The organism is Mycolicibacter engbaekii, from assembly GCF_002101585.1.
Lineage (GTDB): Bacteria > Actinomycetota > Actinomycetes > Mycobacteriales > Mycobacteriaceae > Mycobacterium > Mycobacterium engbaekii.
In genome coordinates, this window is sequence record NZ_LQOT01000006.1 from 1 (window position 1) to 18,553 (window position 18,553).

Sequence of the window (18,553 nt, forward strand, 5' to 3'; positions counted from 1 at the left end):
TCCTCAACGACACACCAGAGCCCAACCGCCCCGGTCAGCCGCAGGCCCGAAACCCCACCACCCCAGGGGACTTACCCCCATGCGCTGCCGAAAGACCGTCACCGCGCAGCGCACATTGCTGCAAACGAACCGTGGCAGGCGGACCCGCAGTCGGGTCGGGTGCCCCACGACGGGTAAGTCGGTCAAGACCCGTTCGACGTGATCACGCAACCGTCCGGGCATACCGCATTGGGGCACATCGGATCGTGTTCGACCGGCCGGCAGTCGATCCAGGTCAGCTCGTCGGCGATCGCCGCGCCGCTGATCGCCACCCCAAGTCGACGGTTCGGCAGATGGTGTCGGCAGCAAGGCACGTAGGCTCAGACAAGGGGTCCTGTGGGTGGTCGATCTGGTGTGTGAGAACCCCTATCGTCACACCCCAGGACCCGCCTACACCCTCAGCCTCACGCTGTCAGCGCATACCCGCCACGCACTCCCAACCGGGAATGAGCCACTTTTCAACGGTGCGGTGCCGATTTGTTGTCCGGCAGGTTTGAATAGGGTCCATGCGACTGTTAGCGATCTGTGCAATCACCACGGTGCTGACCGTCCCGGCCACCGCCCGGGCCGACGGTGCATCCCCGTTGTCCGACCTGGTGGACGCCGCGGCCCAGCGGCTGCAGGTCGCCGATGACGTAGCGGCGGTCAAGTGGCAGACCGGCGGCGCCATCGAGGATCCCTCCCGGGTGGGGCAGCAACTCGACAAGGTCGCCGCCGACGCCACCGGTGCCGAGCTGGACTCCGACTACGTACGCCGGATCTTCGCCGACCAGATCGCCGCGACCGAGGCCGCCGAGCACTACCGGTTCGCGCAGTGGAAGCTGGATCCGGCGGCCGCCCCGGCCGCCGCGCCCGAACTGGCGGCTTCCCGGGCGCGCATCGACGGTTTCAACCAGGCCATGCTGGCCCAGATCGGCCGCCGATGGGAACTGCTGCATTCGCCCGCGTGCGCCGCTGAACTCCGGGAGGCGACCCGGACCGTCAGCGACGCACGGCAGCTCGACGAGTTCTACCGGCAGGCGCTGTCGTCGGCGACGAAGGATTACTGCGCCGGCTGACCGCGCCGTCAGCGACCCGGCTTGCGCAGCCGCAGCCGTGCCATCGACTGACCGCCGGGCCGGCGGATTCCCCGCCGCACGCCCGGGCGGCGGCTCGGCTGCGCCCGCCGGATGGCCCGCCGCGCGGCCCGGCGCTCCCGGGGGGCGTCCTCCCATGCCTCCGGGTGGGCGGCCACCCAGCGCTGGCTGCGGACCGAGAACGGGATGGTGCACAGGTAGGCCCCGATCAGCACCAGCACCAGCACGTAGGGGAACAGGAACGCCGCCGCTGCCACCAGTGCCAGCACCGCCAGCAGGGCCGCCGCCAGATGCGGCGGCACCGACACGGCGTGCATCTTGCGCATCGGGATACGGCTCACCAGCAGCATCGAGGTGCCCACCACCCAGATGCAGGTGAACCACTGCGACGTCCACCATCCCTCGCCGAACTGCAGCTTGGCGGCCAGCAGTCCCATCAAGGTGATGGCTCCGGCCGGTGCCGGCATCCCGACGAAGAACTCCCGGGTGTAGGCGGGCTGGGTGGCGTCGTCGAGCAGGGTGTTGAACCGGGCCAGGCGCAGCACCACACACACCGCGTACAGCAACACCACGATCCAGCCCGCCGGCTGTGTCGACAACAGGGACACATAGATCACCACCGCGGGCGCCACCCCGAAGTCGACCGCGTCGGCCAGGGAATCGATCTCGGCGCCCATCCGCGACTCGGCGTCCAGGATGCGCGCCACCCGGCCGTCCAGACCGTCGAGGATGGCGGCGGCGGCGATCAGCGCCATGGCGATGTGGGGCTGCCCGTCGAGGGCGTACTTGATCGAGGTCAGGCCCGCGCAGATCGCCAGGACCGTCATCGAACTCGGCAGAATGTGCAGACCTACCGGGCCCCGGCCCCGGGCCGGGTCGGCGGCGGTGGCGGTCATGACAGGTGGGCCAGGACGGTTTCGCCGGCCACCATGCGCTGGCCGACGCCCACCAGCGGCTGAGTCCCCACCGGCAGGTAGACGTCGAGCCGTGAACCGAACCGGATCAGTCCGTAGGTGTCACCGATCGCCAGATAGTCGCCGGGCCGGGTGTCGCAGATGATGCGCCGCGCGACCAGTCCGGCGACCTGCACGGCGATCACCTCGGCACCGTCGGCGGTGCGGATCCGCACGCTGTTGCGTTCGTTGTCCTCGCTGGCCTCGGTGCGGTCCGCCGATCCGAACCTGCCGGCCCGATGCAGCACCTCGATCACCTCGCCGCCGACCGGAGCCCGCTGGACGTGGGCGTCGAAGACCGACATGAAGATGCTGACCCGTGGCAGCGGGGTATCGGGCAGATCCAGCTCCGGAGGTGGAGCCGCCGAGTCGACCAGGCACACCGTGCCGTCGGCGGGAGCCACCACCACACCGGGGCGGGTCGGCGGCACCCGGTGCGGATGCCGGAAGAACCCGGCGCTGGCCCCGGCCGCCAGCAACCCGGCGGTGCGCGCCCAACGGCGCTTACGGCCCAACAGCGCCACGCTCAGCGCGCCGCCGACGAACGGCAAGCCGGCGCTGTGCATCGGCGGCACCGTCGAGCGCACCAGCTCGATCAGATGCCGAAGGCCGCCGGGATCATCTGCTGCGCGAGGGCGTCGGGCCATTGGGCCATCTTAGAAGCTGCGGTGTCAACGCACCGCCGGGATCACCACCCGGTCAGGTCCCAGACTTCCACTTCGGCGCCGTCGGGCAGTTCGGTGACGTCGTCGGCGATGTCGAGCAGGCAGTTCGCCGAAGCCAGGTAGCGCAGGTGGTGCGAGGCCGGCGGCCCGTAGCTGGTGACGGTAGCGGTCTGGTGGTCGAGCAGTCCGCGGCGGAACTGCCGCTTACCGGCCGGAGAGGTCAGCTTCTCGCGCAGAACGGCGTTGCGGCGCGGCCGATCCGGGGACGGCAGGTTCATCGCGCGGCGCAGGGCGGGCCGGACGAAGACCTCGAAGGACACCTGTGCGCTGACCGGATTGCCGGGCAGCGTGATGATGGCGGCGCCGCCGCCCGGGCCGCCGATTCTGCCGATACCCTGCGGCATCCCAGGCTGCATGGCCACCTTGACGAAGTGCACACCCTGATCGCCGTCGCGCCCGAAGACATCCTTGACCACCTCGTAGGCGCCCGCACTGACCCCGCCGCTGGTGATCACCAGATCCACCGCCCCGTCATACACGCCGTACCGGTCGAGCACCCCGGTGAACGCGGCGGTGTCGTCGGCGACGGTCGCCGTGGCAACCACCTCGGCGCCGGCCTCCCGCACCGCGGCCGAGAGCATCACGCCGTTGGACTCGTAGATCTGTCCGGGTGCCAGCGGCGTGCCCGGTTCGACCAGTTCGGACCCGGTGGAGATCACCAGAACCCGCTGCCGGGGCTGCACCGGCAGTTCGGCCAGGCCCAGCGCCGCCGCCAGGCCGGCCGTCGGCGCGTTGACCAGCTGCCCCGCCCGGAGCACGGTGGCGCCCGCGGAGACATCGCTGCCGGCCGGCCGGATGTGGCGGCCCCGCGTGGTGGCGGCGCTGATCCGCACCACATCGGCGCCACCGTCGGTGGCCTCCACGGGAATCACCCCGTCGGCGCCGTGCGGAATGGGTGCGCCGGTCATGATGCGGTGCGCGGATCCCGGTGTCAGCGTGGGGATATCGGTGCGGCCGGCCGGAATGTCCTCGGTGACGGGCAAGGTCACCGGATTGTCGGGCGTGGCGCCGGCCACGTCGTCGGCGAGCACGGCGTAGCCGTCCATGCCGGAGTTGTCGAAGACCGGCAGCGAGATCGGTGCGATCACGTCCGCGGCCAGCGCCAAGCCCTCGGCATCGGACAGTGAGACCGTGACCGGTGGCCGGGGACGGATCAGATCGGCGACGGCCCGCTGGTGCTCTTCGACGGATCGCATGCCGACAGTCTGACTCAGACCGGGAAGGTGACTCCCGTCAGCTCCTCGGAGACCGACCACAGCCGCTGCTGCAACTCGACATCGTGCGCTTGCTTGCTGGCCTCGACCAGCTTGGGATATCCGCGCTGCTCACCGATGCCGCCGGGACCGTAGTACTGGCCGCCGGTCACCTCAGGGTCGGTGGCCGCCCGCAGCGTGGGCAACGCCCCCATGGCGGCGCTCTGTACCACCAGCGGCGTCAGCAGGCGGTCCGCGGGGCGCAGGAACGGCGGGAGGTGCCGGGTCAGTTCGGTGTTGGCGGTGCCGGGGTGGGCGGCGACGGCGATGGTGGAGCGGCGTTTGGCGGCCAGCCGGCGCTGCAGTTCGTAGGTGAACATCAGGTTGGCCAGCTTGGACTGCCCATAGGCGGCGATCCGGTTGTAGCCGTGCTCCCACTGCAGGTCGTCGAAGTGGATGGCTGCCATGATCCGGTGCGCCATGCTGCTCACGGTCACCACGCGCGACTGCCGCACCCGCAGCATTCGTGGCAGCAGCAGACCGGTCAGGGCGAAGTGCCCCAGATGGTTGGTACCGAACTGGAGCTCGAATCCATCGGCGGTGTGCTGTTTGGGGGTGTACATGACGCCGGCGTTGTTGATCAGCAGGTCGATGCGGGGATGTGCGGCGCCGAGGGCCTCGGCGGCTTCGCGGACCGAGGCGAGCGAACTCAGATCGAGATGCTGCACCTCGACGGCGGCCTGCGGGCTGGTCTCGCGGATCTGCTGTGCCGCAGCGTCGCCCTTCTCCAGATCGCGGACCGCCAGCACCACCCGAGCGCCGTGTTCAGCGAGCTCCGCGGCGGTGTGATACCCGATTCCGGTGTTGGAGCCGGTGATCACTGCAACGCGCCCGGTTTGATCCGGTAGGTCCGCAGTCGTCCACCGATCCCGCCCACCCATGTGACAAACGATACTCAGGTGGCGCGGTGTGCGCTGGATTAGTTGTCGCAGAAGCGCCGTCGACGATGCGGGGCGGACCGCACCCTGCCATCCTCTCCTACATGGCGCAGCACACAGACCCGTCCGACGAGATCATGTTGCTCGATCCCGCCACCCCGCCCAGTTCCCGCGCACCCCTGGTGTGGGCCATGGTCGGTGCGGTGCCGTGGCTGCTGCTGGCCCTGCTGCAGCTGGGCTGGGCGCTCGCCGACGAACAGGTGGCCGAAGCGACCGTGCGCTACCCGCAATGGCTGCACACCGCGGCCCTCGCCGTCACGGCGCTGGGCCTGTTGGTGTCGGTGGTGATCGCGCCGTTGTGGCGCTACCGCGTGCACCGGTGGGACATCAGCGACCGCGCGGTGTACACCCGCACCGGCTGGCTGGTGCAGGAACGCCGGATCGCGCCGCTGTCGCGGGTGCAGACCGTCGACACCTACCGGGGCCCCCTGGATCGGCTGTTGGGGTTGGCCAACGTTCGAGTGACCACCGCCTCCTCGGCAGGAGCGGTGCACATCGTTGCGTTGGACTTGTCGGTCGCCGAATGGGTCGTCGAGCAACTGACCGACATCGCGTCACTGGGGGCAGGAGATGCCACGTGAGCACCATCGCCGAGGAACCGGCCTGGCAGCGGCTGAGCCCGCGGATGCTGTTGGTGCATCCGCTGCACGAGGTGCTGCGCGAGCTGCCGCTGTTGGTCGCCGTGGTGGTGTTCGGCTCAGCGACCGACAATCAGCTCTGGGTGCTGCCGCTGGTCGGGGTGATCGCCGTAGTGGGTGTGACGCGTTGGTTCACCACCAGCTACCGCATCGAACCCGACCCCGAAGCCGGCCGCGTCCAGCTTCGGTCAGGTCTGGTGCGCCGCAAAGTGCTGTCGGTGCCCCGGAATCGCATTCGCTCGGTGGAGACCGACGCCCGGCCGCTGCACCGTCTGTTGGGTTTGACCGTGCTGAGGGTCAGCACTGGTCAGCACGCAACCGGAGACCGCGCCTTCGAACTGAACGCGGTCCCGAGCAGCCAGGTGCCGCAGTTGCGGGCGACGCTGCTGGCCCATACCGGACAGCCCGTATCGACGCCCGCGGAGCCCGCTCGTGCGACGGTGCTGGCGCGGTGGCAGCCGTCGTGGCTGCGTTTCAGCCCGCTGAGCCTGTCCGGGCTGGTGATGGTCGGTGCCGCGGTGGGGGCACTGTTTCAGAGCGGAGTCTGGGCGGCGCTGCAGGATTCGCCGGTGAGCAGGGGCTGGATCGAGGCCGCTGAACAGTTCGGCCTTCGGCAGAGCGCGGTACTGATCGCCGCCGTGCTGTGGGTGGTCTCGATGGTGCTGGCGGTGCTGCGGTCTTTGCTGACCTACGGGAACCTGGTGCTGTCTCGCAGTTCGGGGGCGGCCGCCGACGTGCTGGCGTTGCGATATGGGCTGCTACGGGTCCGTCACTACAACTACGACATGCGTCGGTTGCGCGGCGGAACAGTGCGCCGGCCACTGTTGGTGCGGGTGTTCGGTGGCGCGCGACTGGACGCGGCGATGACGGGAATCACCGGTGAGGGTGAGTCGTCGATCCTGCTGCCTCCGTGTCCCCGGGCCACCGCTGAGGAAGTGCTGACCGGGCTGATCGGTGACCCCGCCGTGGTCACCGGCCCGCTGCGCAAGCATGGCCCGGCCGCGGTGCGCCGGCGTTGGACCCGGGCGATGATGGGACCGGTGGTTCTGGGGGTGGGACTCGCTGTTGCGGCGGCGGTCGGCGACGTGCCGCAGTGGTGCTGGCCGGCCTGGGCGGCGATCACGGTGGGTGCGGCGTTGCTGGCCGCCGACCGGGCGCGTGCCCTGGGGCATCGTGTCGACGCGCACTGGCTGTCGGCGCGCACCGGCAGCTGGGAACAGCGCCGCTACTGCATCTCCACCGCCGGGATCGTCGGCTGGACCGTGCGCCAGAGCTGGTTTCAGCGGCGCGCCGGGGTGGCCACCCTGATCGCGGCCACCGCCGCCGGTGTCAAGGCCTACCGGGTGATCGACGTGCCGCAGGAGTGGGCCTGGTCGATAGCGGCGCAGGCCTCGCCGTGGGTGGCGCAGAGCCGCTGGACGCGGCGGGGTTGAGCGACGGCGTCGTCGGCTACAGCTGCCGGATGGCCTCGATGCGCGCCCGCAACTGATCCGATGTCGCCGCCGCCACCGGCGGGCCGCCGCAGATCCGGCGCAATTCGTTGTGGATCCAGCCGTGCGGCTTGCCGAGACGATGATGTGCCGCCGACACCAGCGCGTTGAGTTCGTGACGCAGCGCCCGCAACTGACCATGCGTGGTCACCGGTGCAGGAGCGGCCCCACCCGCGGCCGCCACCTTCGAGCGGCGGTCCAGCTGTTCCTCCTGGCGGCGCCGCAGCAGGTCACGCATCTGGTCGGGATCGAGCAGTCCCGGGATGCCCAGGTAATCGGCCTCTTCCTCACTGCCGGCGGGGGTGGCGGTGCCGAACGAGGCGCCGTCGAAGATCACCTGGTCCAGCTCGGCGTCGGCCCCCAACGATTCGAATTTGTTCTCCATTTCCGAGGGTTCGTCGCGACGGCGCTCGGCCTCGGCGAACTCGTCGCGCTCGGACTCCCGGTGCGGTTTGCCCAATACGTGGTTGCGCTGCTGTTCGAGTTCGCTGGCCAGGCCCAGCAGTGACGGCACGGACGGCAGGAAGATGCTGGCGGTCTCCCCGGGGCGCCGTGACCGGACGAACCGGCCGATCACCTGAGCGAAGAACAACGGGGTGGATGCGCTCGTGGCGTAGACGCCCACCGCCAGCCGGGGCACGTCGACGCCTTCGGAGACCATCCGCACCGCCACCAGCCAGGGGCTGGTGGCTGCGGAGAACTGCGCGATCTTGTCCGAGGCCCCGGCATCGTCGGAGAGCACGACGGTCGGCGCCTCCCCGGTGAGGTTCGTCAGCAGCTTGGCGTAGGCCCTGGCCGCCTTCTGATCCGAGGCGATGATCATGCCGCCCGCGTCGGCCATGCCGCCGTCGCGCAACTGGCGCAGCCGTTTGTCCGCGGCGGTGATCACCGCCGGCATCCATTCCCCGGCCGGGTCCAGTGCCGTGCGCCATGCGCGGGCGGTGTGCTCGGCGGTCAGCGGCTCGCCGAGCCGGGCCGAGTATTCCTCGCCGGCGCTGTCGCGCCAGCGCGCTTCGCCGGAGTAGGCCATGAACACCACCGGGCGCACCACGCCGTCGGCCAGCGCGTCGGTGTAGCCGTAGGTGTCATCAGCCACCGATCGCAGGTGGCCGGCACCGTCGGGCTCGTAGTTGACGAACGGGATCGGGCTGTCGTCGCTGCGGAACGGGGTGCCGGTCAACGCCAGCCGGCGGGTCGCGTCGGAGAACGCTTCCCGGATGCCGTCGCCCCAGCTCTTGGCGTCGCCGCCGTGGTGGATCTCGTCGAAGATCACCAGCGTCTTCATGGCCTCTGTGCGCACCCGGTGCCGGGCCGGGTGGCTGGCGACCTGGGCGTAGGTCACGACGACGCCGTGGTACTCCGCGCTGGTCTGCGAGTCGGAGTTGGAAAACCGCGGATCCAGGGCGATGCCGTGGGCCGCGGCGGCTGAGGCCCACTGCACCTTGAGGTGCTCGGTGGGGACCACGATCGTGATCCGCTCGACGGTGCGGTCGGCCAGCAGTTCGGCCACGATGCGCAGAGCGAACGTCGTCTTACCTGCGCCGGGAGTGGCGACCATCAGGAAATCTCGTGGCTTGGCGCTCAGATAGCGCACCAAAGCCCGGCGTTGCCAGCCCCGCAAAGCCCGGGTGCTGGGCGCTGGTTCAGCCCGCACCCGGTCTCCTATCTGATCAAGATCGAAGTCTAGGGCAAGCCGATAGCATCGCTGGTGTGTCCACCCCGCCGGAACCGGAATCGGTTCGAGTCGAGCGGCTTCGCGACGCGCAGGCCAAGGCGGGCGCGCTGTTCGACGAAATCGAGCGCCGCGCCCTGATCCGTCCCGGAGTCGGTGAGCGCCGCCTTTCCGAGGAGATCGCCGCGCTCGCCGCCGACCTGTTCGGGGTGACGCGGCACTGGCATCGGCGGGTGGTGCGGGCCGGGGAGAACACCCTGCTGCCGTTCCGCGCCGACCCGCCCGACCGGGTCATCACCGACGACGACATCGTCTACCTCGACCTGGGGCCGATCTTCGAGCAGTGGGAGGCCGACTTCGGCCGCACCTTTGTGCTCGGCGGTGCTGATGCTGACCCGGACAAATTGGCGCTGCGCGACGCGCTGCCCCGGGTGTGGAATGCCGGCCGGGAGTTCTTCGAGGCCCACACCGACATCACCGGTGCGCAGCTGTTCGACCACGTCGTCGGCTTGGCCCGGGACGAGGGTCTGGAGTTCGGTGCACCGATCGCCGGACACCTGCTGGGGGAGTTTCCGCATAAGAAGATCAGCGGCGACGAAGCCCGGTTCTACGTCGCGCCCGGTTCCGATGAACCGATGCGCCGGACCGACGCCACCGGCCGGGTGTGTCACTGGATCCTCGAGGTTCACCTGGTGAACCGCGCCCGCGGGTTCGGGGGTTTCTACGAGCAGCTGCTCGACGTGGTCTGAGCCCCGGTTGACCGGCTGGATCGCCCCCTGCCGGGTCCGAGCTGGCAACCTTGCACTCTCTAGGGCCGAGTGCTAAAAATGACGTTGGCACTCGCGACCAGCGAGTGCTAGGTCGGGACGGTGAGGCAGGGGCCGCACCTGCGGAGCACACCCACAGCCGTCCGTCGCGGGCACTGCACCCGACCAACAAGACGTGCACCCCCTAACCGGAGGAAACACTTCGCAATGGCTAAGCAAATTGCGTATGACGAAGAGGCCCGTCGCGGCCTCGAGCGGGGTCTGAACGCCCTCGCCGACGCGGTCAAGGTGACGCTGGGCCCCAAGGGCCGCAACGTCGTCCTGGAGAAGAAGTGGGGCGCCCCCACGATCACCAACGATGGTGTGTCCATCGCCAAGGAGATCGAGCTGGAGGACCCGTACGAGAAGATCGGCGCCGAGCTGGTCAAAGAGGTCGCCAAGAAGACTGACGACGTCGCGGGTGACGGCACCACCACCGCCACCGTGCTGGCCCAGGCCCTGGTCAAGGAAGGCCTGCGCAACGTGGCCGCCGGCGCCAACCCGCTGGGTCTGAAGCGCGGCATCGAGAAGGCCGTCGCAAAGATCACGGAAGGTCTCCTCGCAACGGCCAAGGAGGTCGAGACCAAGGAGCAGATCGCGGCCACCGCCGGTATCTCCGCGGGTGACCAGAGCATCGGTGACCTGATCGCCGAGGCCATGGACAAGGTCGGCAACGAGGGTGTCATCACCGTCGAGGAGTCCAACACCTTCGGCCTGCAGCTGGAGCTCACCGAGGGCATGCGCTTCGACAAGGGCTACATCTCGGGCTACTTCGTCACCGACCCCGAGCGCCAGGAAGCCGTCCTGGAGGACCCCTACATCCTGCTGGTCAGCTCCAAGATCTCGACGGTCAAGGACCTGCTGCCGTTGCTGGAGAAGGTCATCCAGTCCGGCAAGCCGCTGCTGATAATCGCCGAGGACGTCGAGGGTGAGGCCCTGTCGACCCTGGTCGTGAACAAGATCCGCGGCACCTTCAAGTCCGTTGCCGTCAAGGCCCCGGGCTTCGGTGACCGTCGCAAGGCGATGCTGCAGGACATGGCGATCCTCACCGGTGGCCAGGTCATCAGCGAAGAGGTCGGTCTGTCGCTGGAGAGCGCCGACGTCTCCCTGCTGGGCACCGCCCGCAAGGTCGTCATCACCAAGGACGAGACCACCATCGTCGAGGGCTCGGGTGACTCCGACGCCATCGCCGGCCGGGTGGCCCAGATCCGTTCGGAGATCGAGAACAGCGACTCCGACTACGACCGCGAGAAGCTGCAGGAGCGCCTGGCCAAGCTGGCCGGCGGTGTTGCGGTGATCAAGGCCGGGGCTGCCACCGAGGTGGAGCTCAAGGAGCGCAAGCACCGCATCGAGGACGCCGTGCGTAACGCCAAGGCCGCCGTGGAGGAGGGCATCGTCGCCGGTGGTGGCGTGGCCCTGCTGCAGGCCGCTCCGTCGCTCGACGAGCTCAAGCTCGAGGGTGACGAGGCGACCGGTGCCAACATCGTGCGCGTCGCGCTGTCGGCTCCGCTGAAGCAGATCGCCTTCAACGCGGGCCTGGAGCCCGGCGTCGTTGCCGAGAAGGTCACCAACTCCCCGTCGGGCACCGGCCTCAACGCCGCGTCCGGCGTGTACGAGGACCTGCTCAAGGCCGGCGTTGCCGACCCGGTGAAGGTGACCCGCTCGGCGCTGCAGAACGCGGCGTCCATCGCGGCACTGTTCCTGACCACCGAGGCCGTTGTCGCCGACAAGCCGGAGAAGGCGGCCGCACCCGCGGGCGACCCGACCGGTGGCATGGGCGGCATGGACTTCTAAGTCAGTAGCCAACGGGAAAGCCCGGTCCCCTCGTGGGGCCGGGCTTCTCTTTTGACGCCGAGCAGACGGGGAGGTGCCATGGAGATCGTGCTGCTGGGGACCGGCAGCGCCGACGGGTGGCCGAATCCGTTCTGCGGGTGTGCCTCCTGCCGGTCGGCGACCGCAGTCCGCGCCCAGACCGCGGCGCTGGTCGACGGGGTTCTGCTGCTGGACTGCGGGCCGGAGGCGCCGCGCGCCGCGATGCACTGGGGCAGGTCACTGGCGCAGGTCCGGCACATTCTGTTCACCCACGGCCACCCCGACCACGTCGGACCGGCGGCCCTGCTGATGCGGCACTGGACCGGGGCGACCGAACCGCTGGATGTGGTCGGCCCGGCCGGTGCACTCGATCAGTGCCGCGACTGGGTGGCGCCGCACGATCCGGTCCGGTTCCAGACCGTGCGGGCGGGTGACCGAATCCGGCTGGGGGACTACGACGTGCGGGTGCTGGCCGCCGCCCACGGTTCCGACATCGGCGGCGACGCGGTGCTCTACGACGTGGCCTCAGCCGACGCCCGCGTCCTGTGGGCCACCGACACCGGTCCGCTCCCCGAGGAGACCTACACTGCGGTGTCCGGTGCCGGCTATGACGCGGTCTTCTTGGAGGAGACCTTCGGGACCTACACCGAACACGGCACCGAGCACCACGACCTGCCGGGGTTCGCGACGACGGTGGCGCGGCTGCGCGACTGCGCGGCCGTCACCGATGCGACCAGCGTTGTTGCGGTACACCTGAGTCACCACAATCCGCCGGAGCCGGAATTGACTGCGATACTGTCGGATTCGGGCGCTCGGCCGGGGCGCGACGGTGAGGTGGTGCGAGTGGGTGAAGCCGCGAGTCGACCGGAGCGCACCCTGGTGCTGGGCGGCGCACGTTCCGGCAAGTCGGCACACGCCGAGGCGCTGCTGGCCCGCGAACCGGCGGTGACCTACCTGGCCACCGGTGGGGTGCGCGAGGGCGACCCGGAATGGGCGGAGCGGGTGCGGGCGCACCGGGCGCGGCGCCCGGAGTCCTGGCGCACCGTCGAGACCGCCGAGGTTGCCGAGGAACTGCGGAGCGCCCGCCAGGCGGTGCTGCTCGACTGCCTCGGGACCTGGCTCACCGCCCGAATGGACCTGCACCGCGTGTGGGACGGCGGCGACGACGGGCGCAACGCCGTCGCGGCCGATATCGACGAGCTGGTGTCGGCCTGGCGGGCCTGCCCGGCCCCGGTGGTGGCGGTGAGCAACGAGGTGGGCAGCGGAGTGGTTCCGCCCACCGCATCGGGGCGGCTGTTCCGCGACCTGCTGGGAGTGCTCAACGCGCGAGTCGCCGCCGAGTCCGACGAGGTGGTGCTGATGGTGGCCGGGCGACCGCTCAGGCTTCCCGCCGGCTGACGGCCAGATCGACGCAGTCGTTGTAACAGCTTGTCCCACCCGGTGACTCAGGGCTAGGTACCCGGATCAGGACGGCTCTGCTGGGGCAGATGGACACCTGCGCCGACTCGCCGGTACCGGATAGCTGAGCGGTGCCGTCGACGATCACGGTGTAGCCGCCCGGGGTCGGCGGCGGCCACAGCACGGTCACCTCGGCGGTGCGGGCCAGGTTCGCCCGGCTGCGCCGGCCGCCGAGCGCACCGATATACACCGTGCCGGCCCGCAGGACCGGCGTCACCGGAACCGGATGCGGACGATTCTCGGCGTCGACGGTGATCAGGTAGGCGTGGTCGTAGCCCACCAGCTTCTCGGCGAGCCGAGGGAAATCCACCGCGGAACTCATGAATCTCCAGCCTAACCCCGCGGGCCCTCAGTCGGCTTTGAGCTGCACACAGTCATGGGCCGTGCCCTGCGCGCGCTGGGTGCCCGGATCCAGCACCGGCCGGTGCAACAGGGCCTTGGTGGGCGTCACCAGCACTCCAGTGGCCGGATCGGCGGGAACCTCGGCCTGGCCGTCGACCAGCAGCGAGTAGTCGCCGACGTCGCGGGCCGGCCAGATCACGGTGACGGCCGTGCGAGACGACAGGTTGGCCCGGCCGTGCGATCCCACCGGGCCGACATCGAGCCGGACGCCGTCGAAGGTCGGGGTGATCGCGGTGGTGTGGATGCGGTAGTCGTCGCCGACGGTGACCAGGAAGGCGAAGCGATAGTCGGCCAGCAGTGCGGCAAGGCGCGCGAGGTCGACGGGCTTGGCCATGACGTCGAGGATAGTGATCCGCCGGCAGACACACCCAGGTCTGGTGCGCCATGATGGCGTTATGGAATTTCGCTACCTGGGCAACTCCGGCCTGCAAATTTCGGAAATCACCTATGGGAACTGGCTCACCCACGGTTCGCAGGTGGAAAACGACGTCGCCACCGCCTGCGTGCATGCCGCGCTCGATGCCGGGATCACCACCTTCGACACCGCCGACGTCTACGCCAACGGGCGGGCCGAGGAGGTGCTGGGCGCGGCGCTGAAGGGCCGGCGCCGCGAATCGCTGGAGATCTTCACCAAGGTCTATTGGCCGATCGGCCCGGCCCCGTTGGGCCGCAACGACACCGGCCTGTCCCGCAAGCACATGATGGAGGCCATCGACGGATCGCTGCGCCGGCTGGGCACCGACTACGTGGACCTGTATCAGGCGCACCGCTATGACTCCTTCACGCCGCTGGAGGAGACCATGCAGGCCTTCGCCGACATCGTGCGGGCGGGCAAGGCGCTCTACATCGGTGTCAGCGAATGGACCGCCGAACAGATCCGGCATGCCCACGGACTGGCCCGCCAGCTGGGCATCTCGTTGATCTCGAACCAGCCGCAGTATTCGATGCTGTGGCGAGTGATCGAACCCGAAGTGGTTCCGGCCTGCGCGGAGCTGGGGCTGAGCCAGATCGTGTGGTCGCCGATGGCGCAGGGGGTGCTGTCGGGCAAGTACCTGCCGGGCCAGCCGCCGCCGGCCGGCTCGCGGGCCACCGACGAGAAGGGTGGCGCGAACTTCATCAAGCGGTTCATGACCGACGATGTGCTGACCCGGGTGCAGCAGTTGAAGCCGATCGCCGCGGAGCTGGATCTCAGCACGGCTCAACTGGCGATCGCCTGGGTACTGCAGAACGACAACGTCGCCGCCGCGCTGGTGGGGGCGTCCCGGCCGGAGCAGGTCAGTGAGAACGTCAAAGCGGCCGGCGTGCGGATTCCCGAGGAGTTGCTGGCCCGCATCGATGAGGTGCTCGGCGATGTGGTCACCAGCGACGCCGCGCTGGTCGCCCGCTCCACCCCGCAGGAGCGGCTGATCTAAGCGGCTACACCCGACACAGGATCTCGCTGTTCAGGAACGCCAGCCAGCCGTCGGGATGATCCGCCCAGGTACGCCATGCCAGCGAAATCGCCTGCAGCTTGGCCGGATCGGCGGCACCGCTGGTGAGTAGCTGTTCGGCGATGGCGGACTGCAGAATCCGATCGGCCCACATGGCGCCCCAATGCTGCCGTTCGGCGGGCGTGGCGTAACACCATGCGGTCGCCGTCGGGGTGACGTCGGTGAATCCGGCGGCGTGCGCCCAGGCCAGCAGATGCCGGCCGGCGTCGGGCTCGCCGCCGTTGGCCCGCGCCGCGTCCCGATACAGCCGCAGCCAGTCGTCGAGCTCCGCCGACGCCGGATACCAGGTGAACGACGCATAGTCGCTGTCCCGGGCGGCCACCACACCGCCGGGCCGGCAGACCCGGCGCATCTCTCGCAACGCGGTCACCGGATCGGCGACGTGCTGGAGCACCTGATGGGCGTGAACCACGTCAAAGCTGTTGTCGGGGAACTGCAGTGCGTGCACATCGGCGACCACGAAGTCGATGTTGTCCTGCCCCCGCTCGCGCGCGCAGGAGCGAGCCAGATCCAGCGCCCCGGGCACGGGCTCGACGGCCGTCACCCGGCCGGGTGCCACGAGAGCCGCCAGATCGGCGGTGATGGTGCCCGGCCCGCAGCCGACGTCGAGCACCCGCAAGCCCGGTGCCAGCGACGGCAGCAGGTAGGCCGCCGAGTTCTGCGCCGTTCGGACCCGGTGGGCCCGCAGAACCGATTCGTGATGGCCGTGGGTGTATTTGGGCTCTGGCGCATCGGTCACAACGTCAAACGGTACGCCGGTGAACCCCGGCGGCGGGTCAGGCCGGCGCGGGCTGACGACCGCGCACCAGCCTGCCGGGCCGGGCTGCGGTGGGTTTGCCGTTCTCCGCGATGATCTCGCCCGAGACGATGGTCGCGACGTAGCCGTCGGCGGTCTGGTCCAGTCGGCGGCCGCCGGCCGGCAGGTCATAGGTGACCACCGGCTTGTGCAGCCGCAGATTCCGGTGGTCGATCACGTTGAGATCTGCCTTGTAACCGACCGCGATACGCCCGCGGTCGTCGAGTCCGGCGACGCCGGCAGGGGTGGACGTCAATTCGCGCACCGCCGCTTCGACACTGAGCCGGCTGGCCGCGCGATCACGCGCCCAGTGTGTCAGCAGATAGGTGGGAAAGCTGGAATCACAGATCATTCCGTAGTGCGCGCCACCGTCTCCCAGGCCCAGTATCACGTCGTCGCGCCGCATCAGAGTGCTGACCGTGTCCAGTGAGTGGTTCTCGAAATTGGCCAGGGCGTCGAGCAGGATCGCATGCCCGCCGTCGTCGAGCAGCCGGTCATACGCTTCCTCGGCGGGGGAGACTCCTCGCGCTTTCGCGCGCGACGCAATGCTTTTCGAAGGGTCGGGTTCGTAGTCGGGGTCATCGCCGAGGGGGAACATCCAGTCCCAGGACTGGGTCATGTAGGCGATCGGGTTGGCAGCGGTGATCGTCGGGCGATCAGCGAGAATCCGTTGTCGCACCTCCGGTTTACGCATCTCGGCGACGCGTTCCTCCAAGGGCAGGCCGGAGATCTGCTGGTAAGCCGGGTACAGCATGAACGGGTGCATGCTCAGGTCCAGGCCGACCATCAGCCCGATCGGGCGCGGAAAGACCTGCGCGGTGATCGAGGCGCCGGCGGCATTGGCCTGCTCCACCATGGCGATGGCGTCGTGCCACAGCGGCGGGCCGTAGTTGCCGATCAGCAAGCTGAACGTGACGGGCAGGCCCGCGTCGGTGGCGGCATCGAAAACCTGTTGCAGGACGGGGCGGTACGTGCCGGAGGGCAGATCGGGGACAAACTGGATCAACCCGCCGCCGCCGTCGGCCAGGCCGCGGCTGATGGCGAGCAGTTCGGTGTAGGCGGCGTCAAAGCTCGGGATCTGGGAGCCGGTCCCCGTGCGGTGGGTGTTCAGCCGCGACGACGAGAACCCCAGCGCTCCGGCTTCGGCGGCCTCTTTGGCCAGCCGGCGCATCGTCTCGAGGTCTTCGGCTGTCGCGGATTCGCGGTCGACGCCGCGTTGACCCATCACGTAGACGCGCAGCGGCGAATGCGGCAGGAAGGCCGCGACGTCGATGTCGCGGGGACGCTGGTCGACCGCGTCCAGGAACTGCGGGAAGGTCTCCCAGGTCCACGGCAGGCCGTCGGTCATCACAACGCCGGGAATGTCTTCCACCCCGGCCATCAGATCCACCAGCACGTCGTGGTCAGCTGACCGGCACGGGGCGAAGCCCACCCCGCAGTTGCCCACCACCGCCGTCGTCACGCCGTGCGCCGACGAGGGATTGAGCCGGTCCGACCAGATGGACTGCCCGTCATAGTGGGTGTGCAAGTCGACGAACCCCGGAGTGAGCAGCAGCCCGGTGGCATCGATCACCCGGCGTGCGTCGCCGGAGACCGCCCCGATCTCGGTGATGACGCCGTCGCGGACCGCGACGTCGCCGACATAGGGTCCGCCGCCCAGGCCATCGACGATCGTGCCGTTGCGGACCACGAGGTCGAGGCTCATCCGGTTAATCTACGACCCCGCGCTACCGCATGCCAGGATGTCTTTCGTGATCGATCACGTGGGCATCAACTGCGCCGACTACGCCGAATCCCAGAAGTTCTACGACGCCGTGCTCGAGGTCCTGGGCTACTCGCGGCAATTGGATGTCGGCCCGGCCCTCGGTTACGGCCGGGACGGCAAGCCGACGTTCTGGATCGCCGATGCGGCCGCCGGCGAGGCCACGGGGCCCAACCGCGAGGTCCACATCGCGTTCAGCGCCGTCGATCGCGAGCACGTGCGGGCGTTCTACGACACCGCCGTGCGTCTGGGCGCCGAGGTCCTGCACGCCCCCCGGTTGTGGCCGGAGTATCACCCCGCCTACTACGGTGCCTTTGTTCGCGACCCGGACGGTAACAACGTAGAGGCGGTCTGCCACTGCCCCCAGGGGTAGCGTCGCAGGTATGGCCGACACCGCGACCACCGCACTGCAGCGCCTGCTGGCAGACGCGTTCACGCGGCTGATCGAACACGCCGACGAACTCACCGACGGGCTGACCGACGAGGTGGCCGACTACCGGCCGACCGAGCAGGCCAACAGCATCGCCTGGCTGCTCTGGCACAGCGCGCGGGTGCAGGACATCCAGATCGCCCAGATCGCGGGCGTCGAGCAGGTATGGACCCGCGACGGCTGGGTGGAGCGGTTCGGCCTGGACCTGCCGCGCGGTGACAGTGGTTATGGCCATGGTCCCGCCGAGGTCGCCAAGGTGCGGGCCCCGGCGCAACTGCTGGCGGGCTACTACCACGGCGTCCACCAGTTGACGCTGGACTACCTCGACACCATCACCGTCGACGAGCTGGACCGGGTGGTCGACGAGCACTGGGATCCGCCGGTGACGGCCGCGGTACGGCTGGTCAGCATCATCGACGACTGCGCGCAGCACCTGGGTCAGGCCGGCTACCTCCGCGGCTTACAAGGCCAAGCGCCCTAGCGCCGGAGCTCAGCTCACCCGCGGTCGTCGCCCGGCCCCCCATCGGAGCCCGGGGTGCCGTCGGCCCGACCGTCGCCGCCCACCCCGCCGCTGCCACCTGTCTGGCCGTTGCGCCCGGCGCCGCCGGCGCCGCCATCGCCTCCGCGGCCGTCTCCTTGCGGGCCGAGTCGGGTGCCGCGGCCGCCATTGCCGCCGGAGCCGCCAGTGCCACGGTCGGTACCGGCGCCGCCGACCCCACCGGTGCCGCCGGCCCCGCCCGGCGCGGCACTGGCGGCCAGTCCGCCGTCACCGCCCTTCCCTCCGGACCCGCCGTCACCGGCACCCGCACCTGT

Annotated in this window: 19 protein-coding genes and 1 pseudogene; 9 read left to right on the forward strand and 11 right to left on the reverse strand. The window is 69.6% G+C overall.

Annotated elements, in window-relative coordinates; genetic code table 11:
- Positions 1-3 precede the first annotated feature (3 nt).
- On the reverse strand, positions 4-222 hold the full coding sequence (locus AWC02_RS22115) for a transposase family protein (RefSeq protein WP_207567968.1): 219 nt from the start codon (positions 220-222) through the stop codon (positions 4-6).
- Between the two features lie 323 nt (positions 223-545).
- Between AWC02_RS22115 and AWC02_RS00710 the strand changes: the two genes are divergently transcribed.
- Positions 546-1,097 carry a chorismate mutase gene (locus tag AWC02_RS00710; RefSeq protein ID WP_085126325.1) on the forward strand — a complete coding sequence of 184 codons (552 nt, stop codon included), beginning with the start codon at positions 546-548 and terminating at the stop codon, positions 1,095-1,097.
- Between the two features lie 8 nt (positions 1,098-1,105).
- On the opposite strand, the gene pssA is transcribed toward AWC02_RS00710, so the two are convergent.
- From pssA to AWC02_RS00730, 4 genes are read right to left on the reverse strand one after another with little or no spacing between them, the layout of a single operon-like run.
- Complete coding sequence (gene pssA / locus AWC02_RS00715; RefSeq protein ID WP_085126326.1) at positions 1,106-2,011, reverse strand: CDP-diacylglycerol--serine O-phosphatidyltransferase; 906 nt, start codon at positions 2,009-2,011, stop codon at positions 1,106-1,108.
- Complete coding sequence (locus tag AWC02_RS00720; protein WP_085126327.1) at positions 2,008-2,715, reverse strand: phosphatidylserine decarboxylase; 708 nt, start codon at positions 2,713-2,715, stop codon at positions 2,008-2,010. The genes pssA and AWC02_RS00720 overlap by 4 nt, the downstream gene beginning before the upstream one ends.
- Positions 2,716-2,756: 41 nt before the next feature.
- Positions 2,757-3,989: a molybdopterin molybdotransferase MoeA gene (gene moeA, locus AWC02_RS00725; protein ID WP_085126329.1), complete on the reverse strand. Its 1,233-nt coding sequence runs from the start codon at positions 3,987-3,989 to the stop codon at positions 2,757-2,759.
- 14 nt (positions 3,990-4,003) lie between these two features.
- Positions 4,004-4,927 (reverse strand): SDR family NAD(P)-dependent oxidoreductase, encoded by a 924-nt coding sequence (locus AWC02_RS00730; protein ID WP_085126330.1) that lies wholly within the window; start codon positions 4,925-4,927, stop codon positions 4,004-4,006.
- 101 nt (positions 4,928-5,028) lie between these two features.
- Between AWC02_RS00730 and AWC02_RS00735 the strand changes: the two genes are divergently transcribed.
- Both AWC02_RS00735 and AWC02_RS00740 read left to right on the forward strand, forming a co-directional pair.
- The gene (locus AWC02_RS00735) at positions 5,029-5,565 is read left to right on the forward strand and encodes a PH domain-containing protein (RefSeq protein ID WP_109560805.1); all 537 of its coding nucleotides are present in this window, start codon (positions 5,029-5,031) and stop codon (positions 5,563-5,565) included.
- 44 nt (positions 5,566-5,609) lie between these two features.
- A complete protein-coding gene (locus AWC02_RS00740) occupies positions 5,610-7,055 on the forward strand; it encodes a PH domain-containing protein (protein ID WP_237160265.1) in 1,446 nt (481 codons plus the stop codon).
- Positions 7,056-7,071: 16 nt separating this feature from the next.
- On the opposite strand, the gene AWC02_RS00745 is transcribed toward AWC02_RS00740, so the two are convergent.
- Positions 7,072-8,766: a DEAD/DEAH box helicase gene (locus AWC02_RS00745; RefSeq protein ID WP_085126334.1), complete on the reverse strand. Its 1,695-nt coding sequence runs from the start codon at positions 8,764-8,766 to the stop codon at positions 7,072-7,074.
- A 56-nt stretch (positions 8,767-8,822) separates the two neighbouring features.
- Here AWC02_RS00745 and AWC02_RS00750 point away from each other — a divergent pair, with 56 nt between their 5' ends.
- The 3 genes from AWC02_RS00750 to cobU all read left to right on the forward strand — a co-directional run bounded on the left by AWC02_RS00750 (position 8,823) and on the right by cobU (position 12,800).
- Entirely contained in the window at positions 8,823-9,533 is a 711-nt protein-coding gene (locus AWC02_RS00750) for a M24 family metallopeptidase (RefSeq protein ID WP_085126335.1), read from the forward strand.
- 225 nt (positions 9,534-9,758) lie between these two features.
- On the forward strand, positions 9,759-11,384 hold the full coding sequence (gene groL / locus AWC02_RS00755; protein ID WP_085126337.1) for a chaperonin GroEL: 1,626 nt from the start codon (positions 9,759-9,761) through the stop codon (positions 11,382-11,384).
- Between the two features lie 78 nt (positions 11,385-11,462).
- Complete coding sequence (gene cobU / locus AWC02_RS00760; RefSeq protein ID WP_085126340.1) at positions 11,463-12,800, forward strand: bifunctional adenosylcobinamide kinase/adenosylcobinamide-phosphate guanylyltransferase; 1,338 nt, start codon at positions 11,463-11,465, stop codon at positions 12,798-12,800.
- Here the strand turns inward: cobU and AWC02_RS00765 are convergent.
- Together AWC02_RS00765 and AWC02_RS00770 are read right to left on the reverse strand one after the other, a co-directional pair.
- Positions 12,781-13,182 carry a pyridoxamine 5'-phosphate oxidase family protein gene (locus tag AWC02_RS00765; RefSeq protein ID WP_085126342.1) on the reverse strand — a complete coding sequence of 134 codons (402 nt, stop codon included), beginning with the start codon at positions 13,180-13,182 and terminating at the stop codon, positions 12,781-12,783. The two genes, cobU and AWC02_RS00765, sit on opposite strands and share 20 nt — an antisense overlap.
- A gap of 27 nt (positions 13,183-13,209) precedes the next feature.
- Positions 13,210-13,596, reverse strand: a complete 387-nt coding sequence (locus tag AWC02_RS00770; protein WP_085126344.1) for a hypothetical protein — start codon at positions 13,594-13,596, stop codon at positions 13,210-13,212.
- A 61-nt stretch (positions 13,597-13,657) separates the two neighbouring features.
- Here AWC02_RS00770 and AWC02_RS00775 point away from each other — a divergent pair, with 61 nt between their 5' ends.
- Positions 13,658-14,674, forward strand: a complete 1,017-nt coding sequence (locus AWC02_RS00775) for an aldo/keto reductase family protein (protein ID WP_085126346.1) — start codon at positions 13,658-13,660, stop codon at positions 14,672-14,674.
- 4 nt (positions 14,675-14,678) lie between these two features.
- On the opposite strand, the gene AWC02_RS00780 is transcribed toward AWC02_RS00775, so the two are convergent.
- Together AWC02_RS00780 and AWC02_RS00785 are read right to left on the reverse strand one after the other, a co-directional pair.
- Positions 14,679-15,491, reverse strand: coding sequence for a class I SAM-dependent methyltransferase (locus AWC02_RS00780; RefSeq protein WP_085126348.1), 813 nt, complete (start codon positions 15,489-15,491; stop codon positions 14,679-14,681).
- 37 nt (positions 15,492-15,528) lie between these two features.
- Positions 15,529-17,253: an N-acyl-D-amino-acid deacylase family protein gene (locus AWC02_RS00785; protein ID WP_085126350.1), complete on the reverse strand. Its 1,725-nt coding sequence runs from the start codon at positions 17,251-17,253 to the stop codon at positions 15,529-15,531.
- Between the two features lie 46 nt (positions 17,254-17,299).
- On the opposite strand from AWC02_RS00785, the gene AWC02_RS00790 reads away from it, so the two are divergent.
- Complete coding sequence (locus AWC02_RS00790; protein ID WP_085126356.1) at positions 17,300-17,683, forward strand: VOC family protein; 384 nt, start codon at positions 17,300-17,302, stop codon at positions 17,681-17,683.
- Between the two features lie 10 nt (positions 17,684-17,693).
- Positions 17,694-18,221: a mycothiol transferase gene (locus tag AWC02_RS00795; RefSeq protein WP_085126352.1), complete on the forward strand. Its 528-nt coding sequence runs from the start codon at positions 17,694-17,696 to the stop codon at positions 18,219-18,221.
- A gap of 14 nt (positions 18,222-18,235) precedes the next feature.
- On the opposite strand, the pseudogene AWC02_RS21735 reads toward AWC02_RS00795, so the two are convergent.
- Positions 18,236-18,553: pseudogene (locus AWC02_RS21735) on the reverse strand (hypothetical protein); the annotation flags it as partial.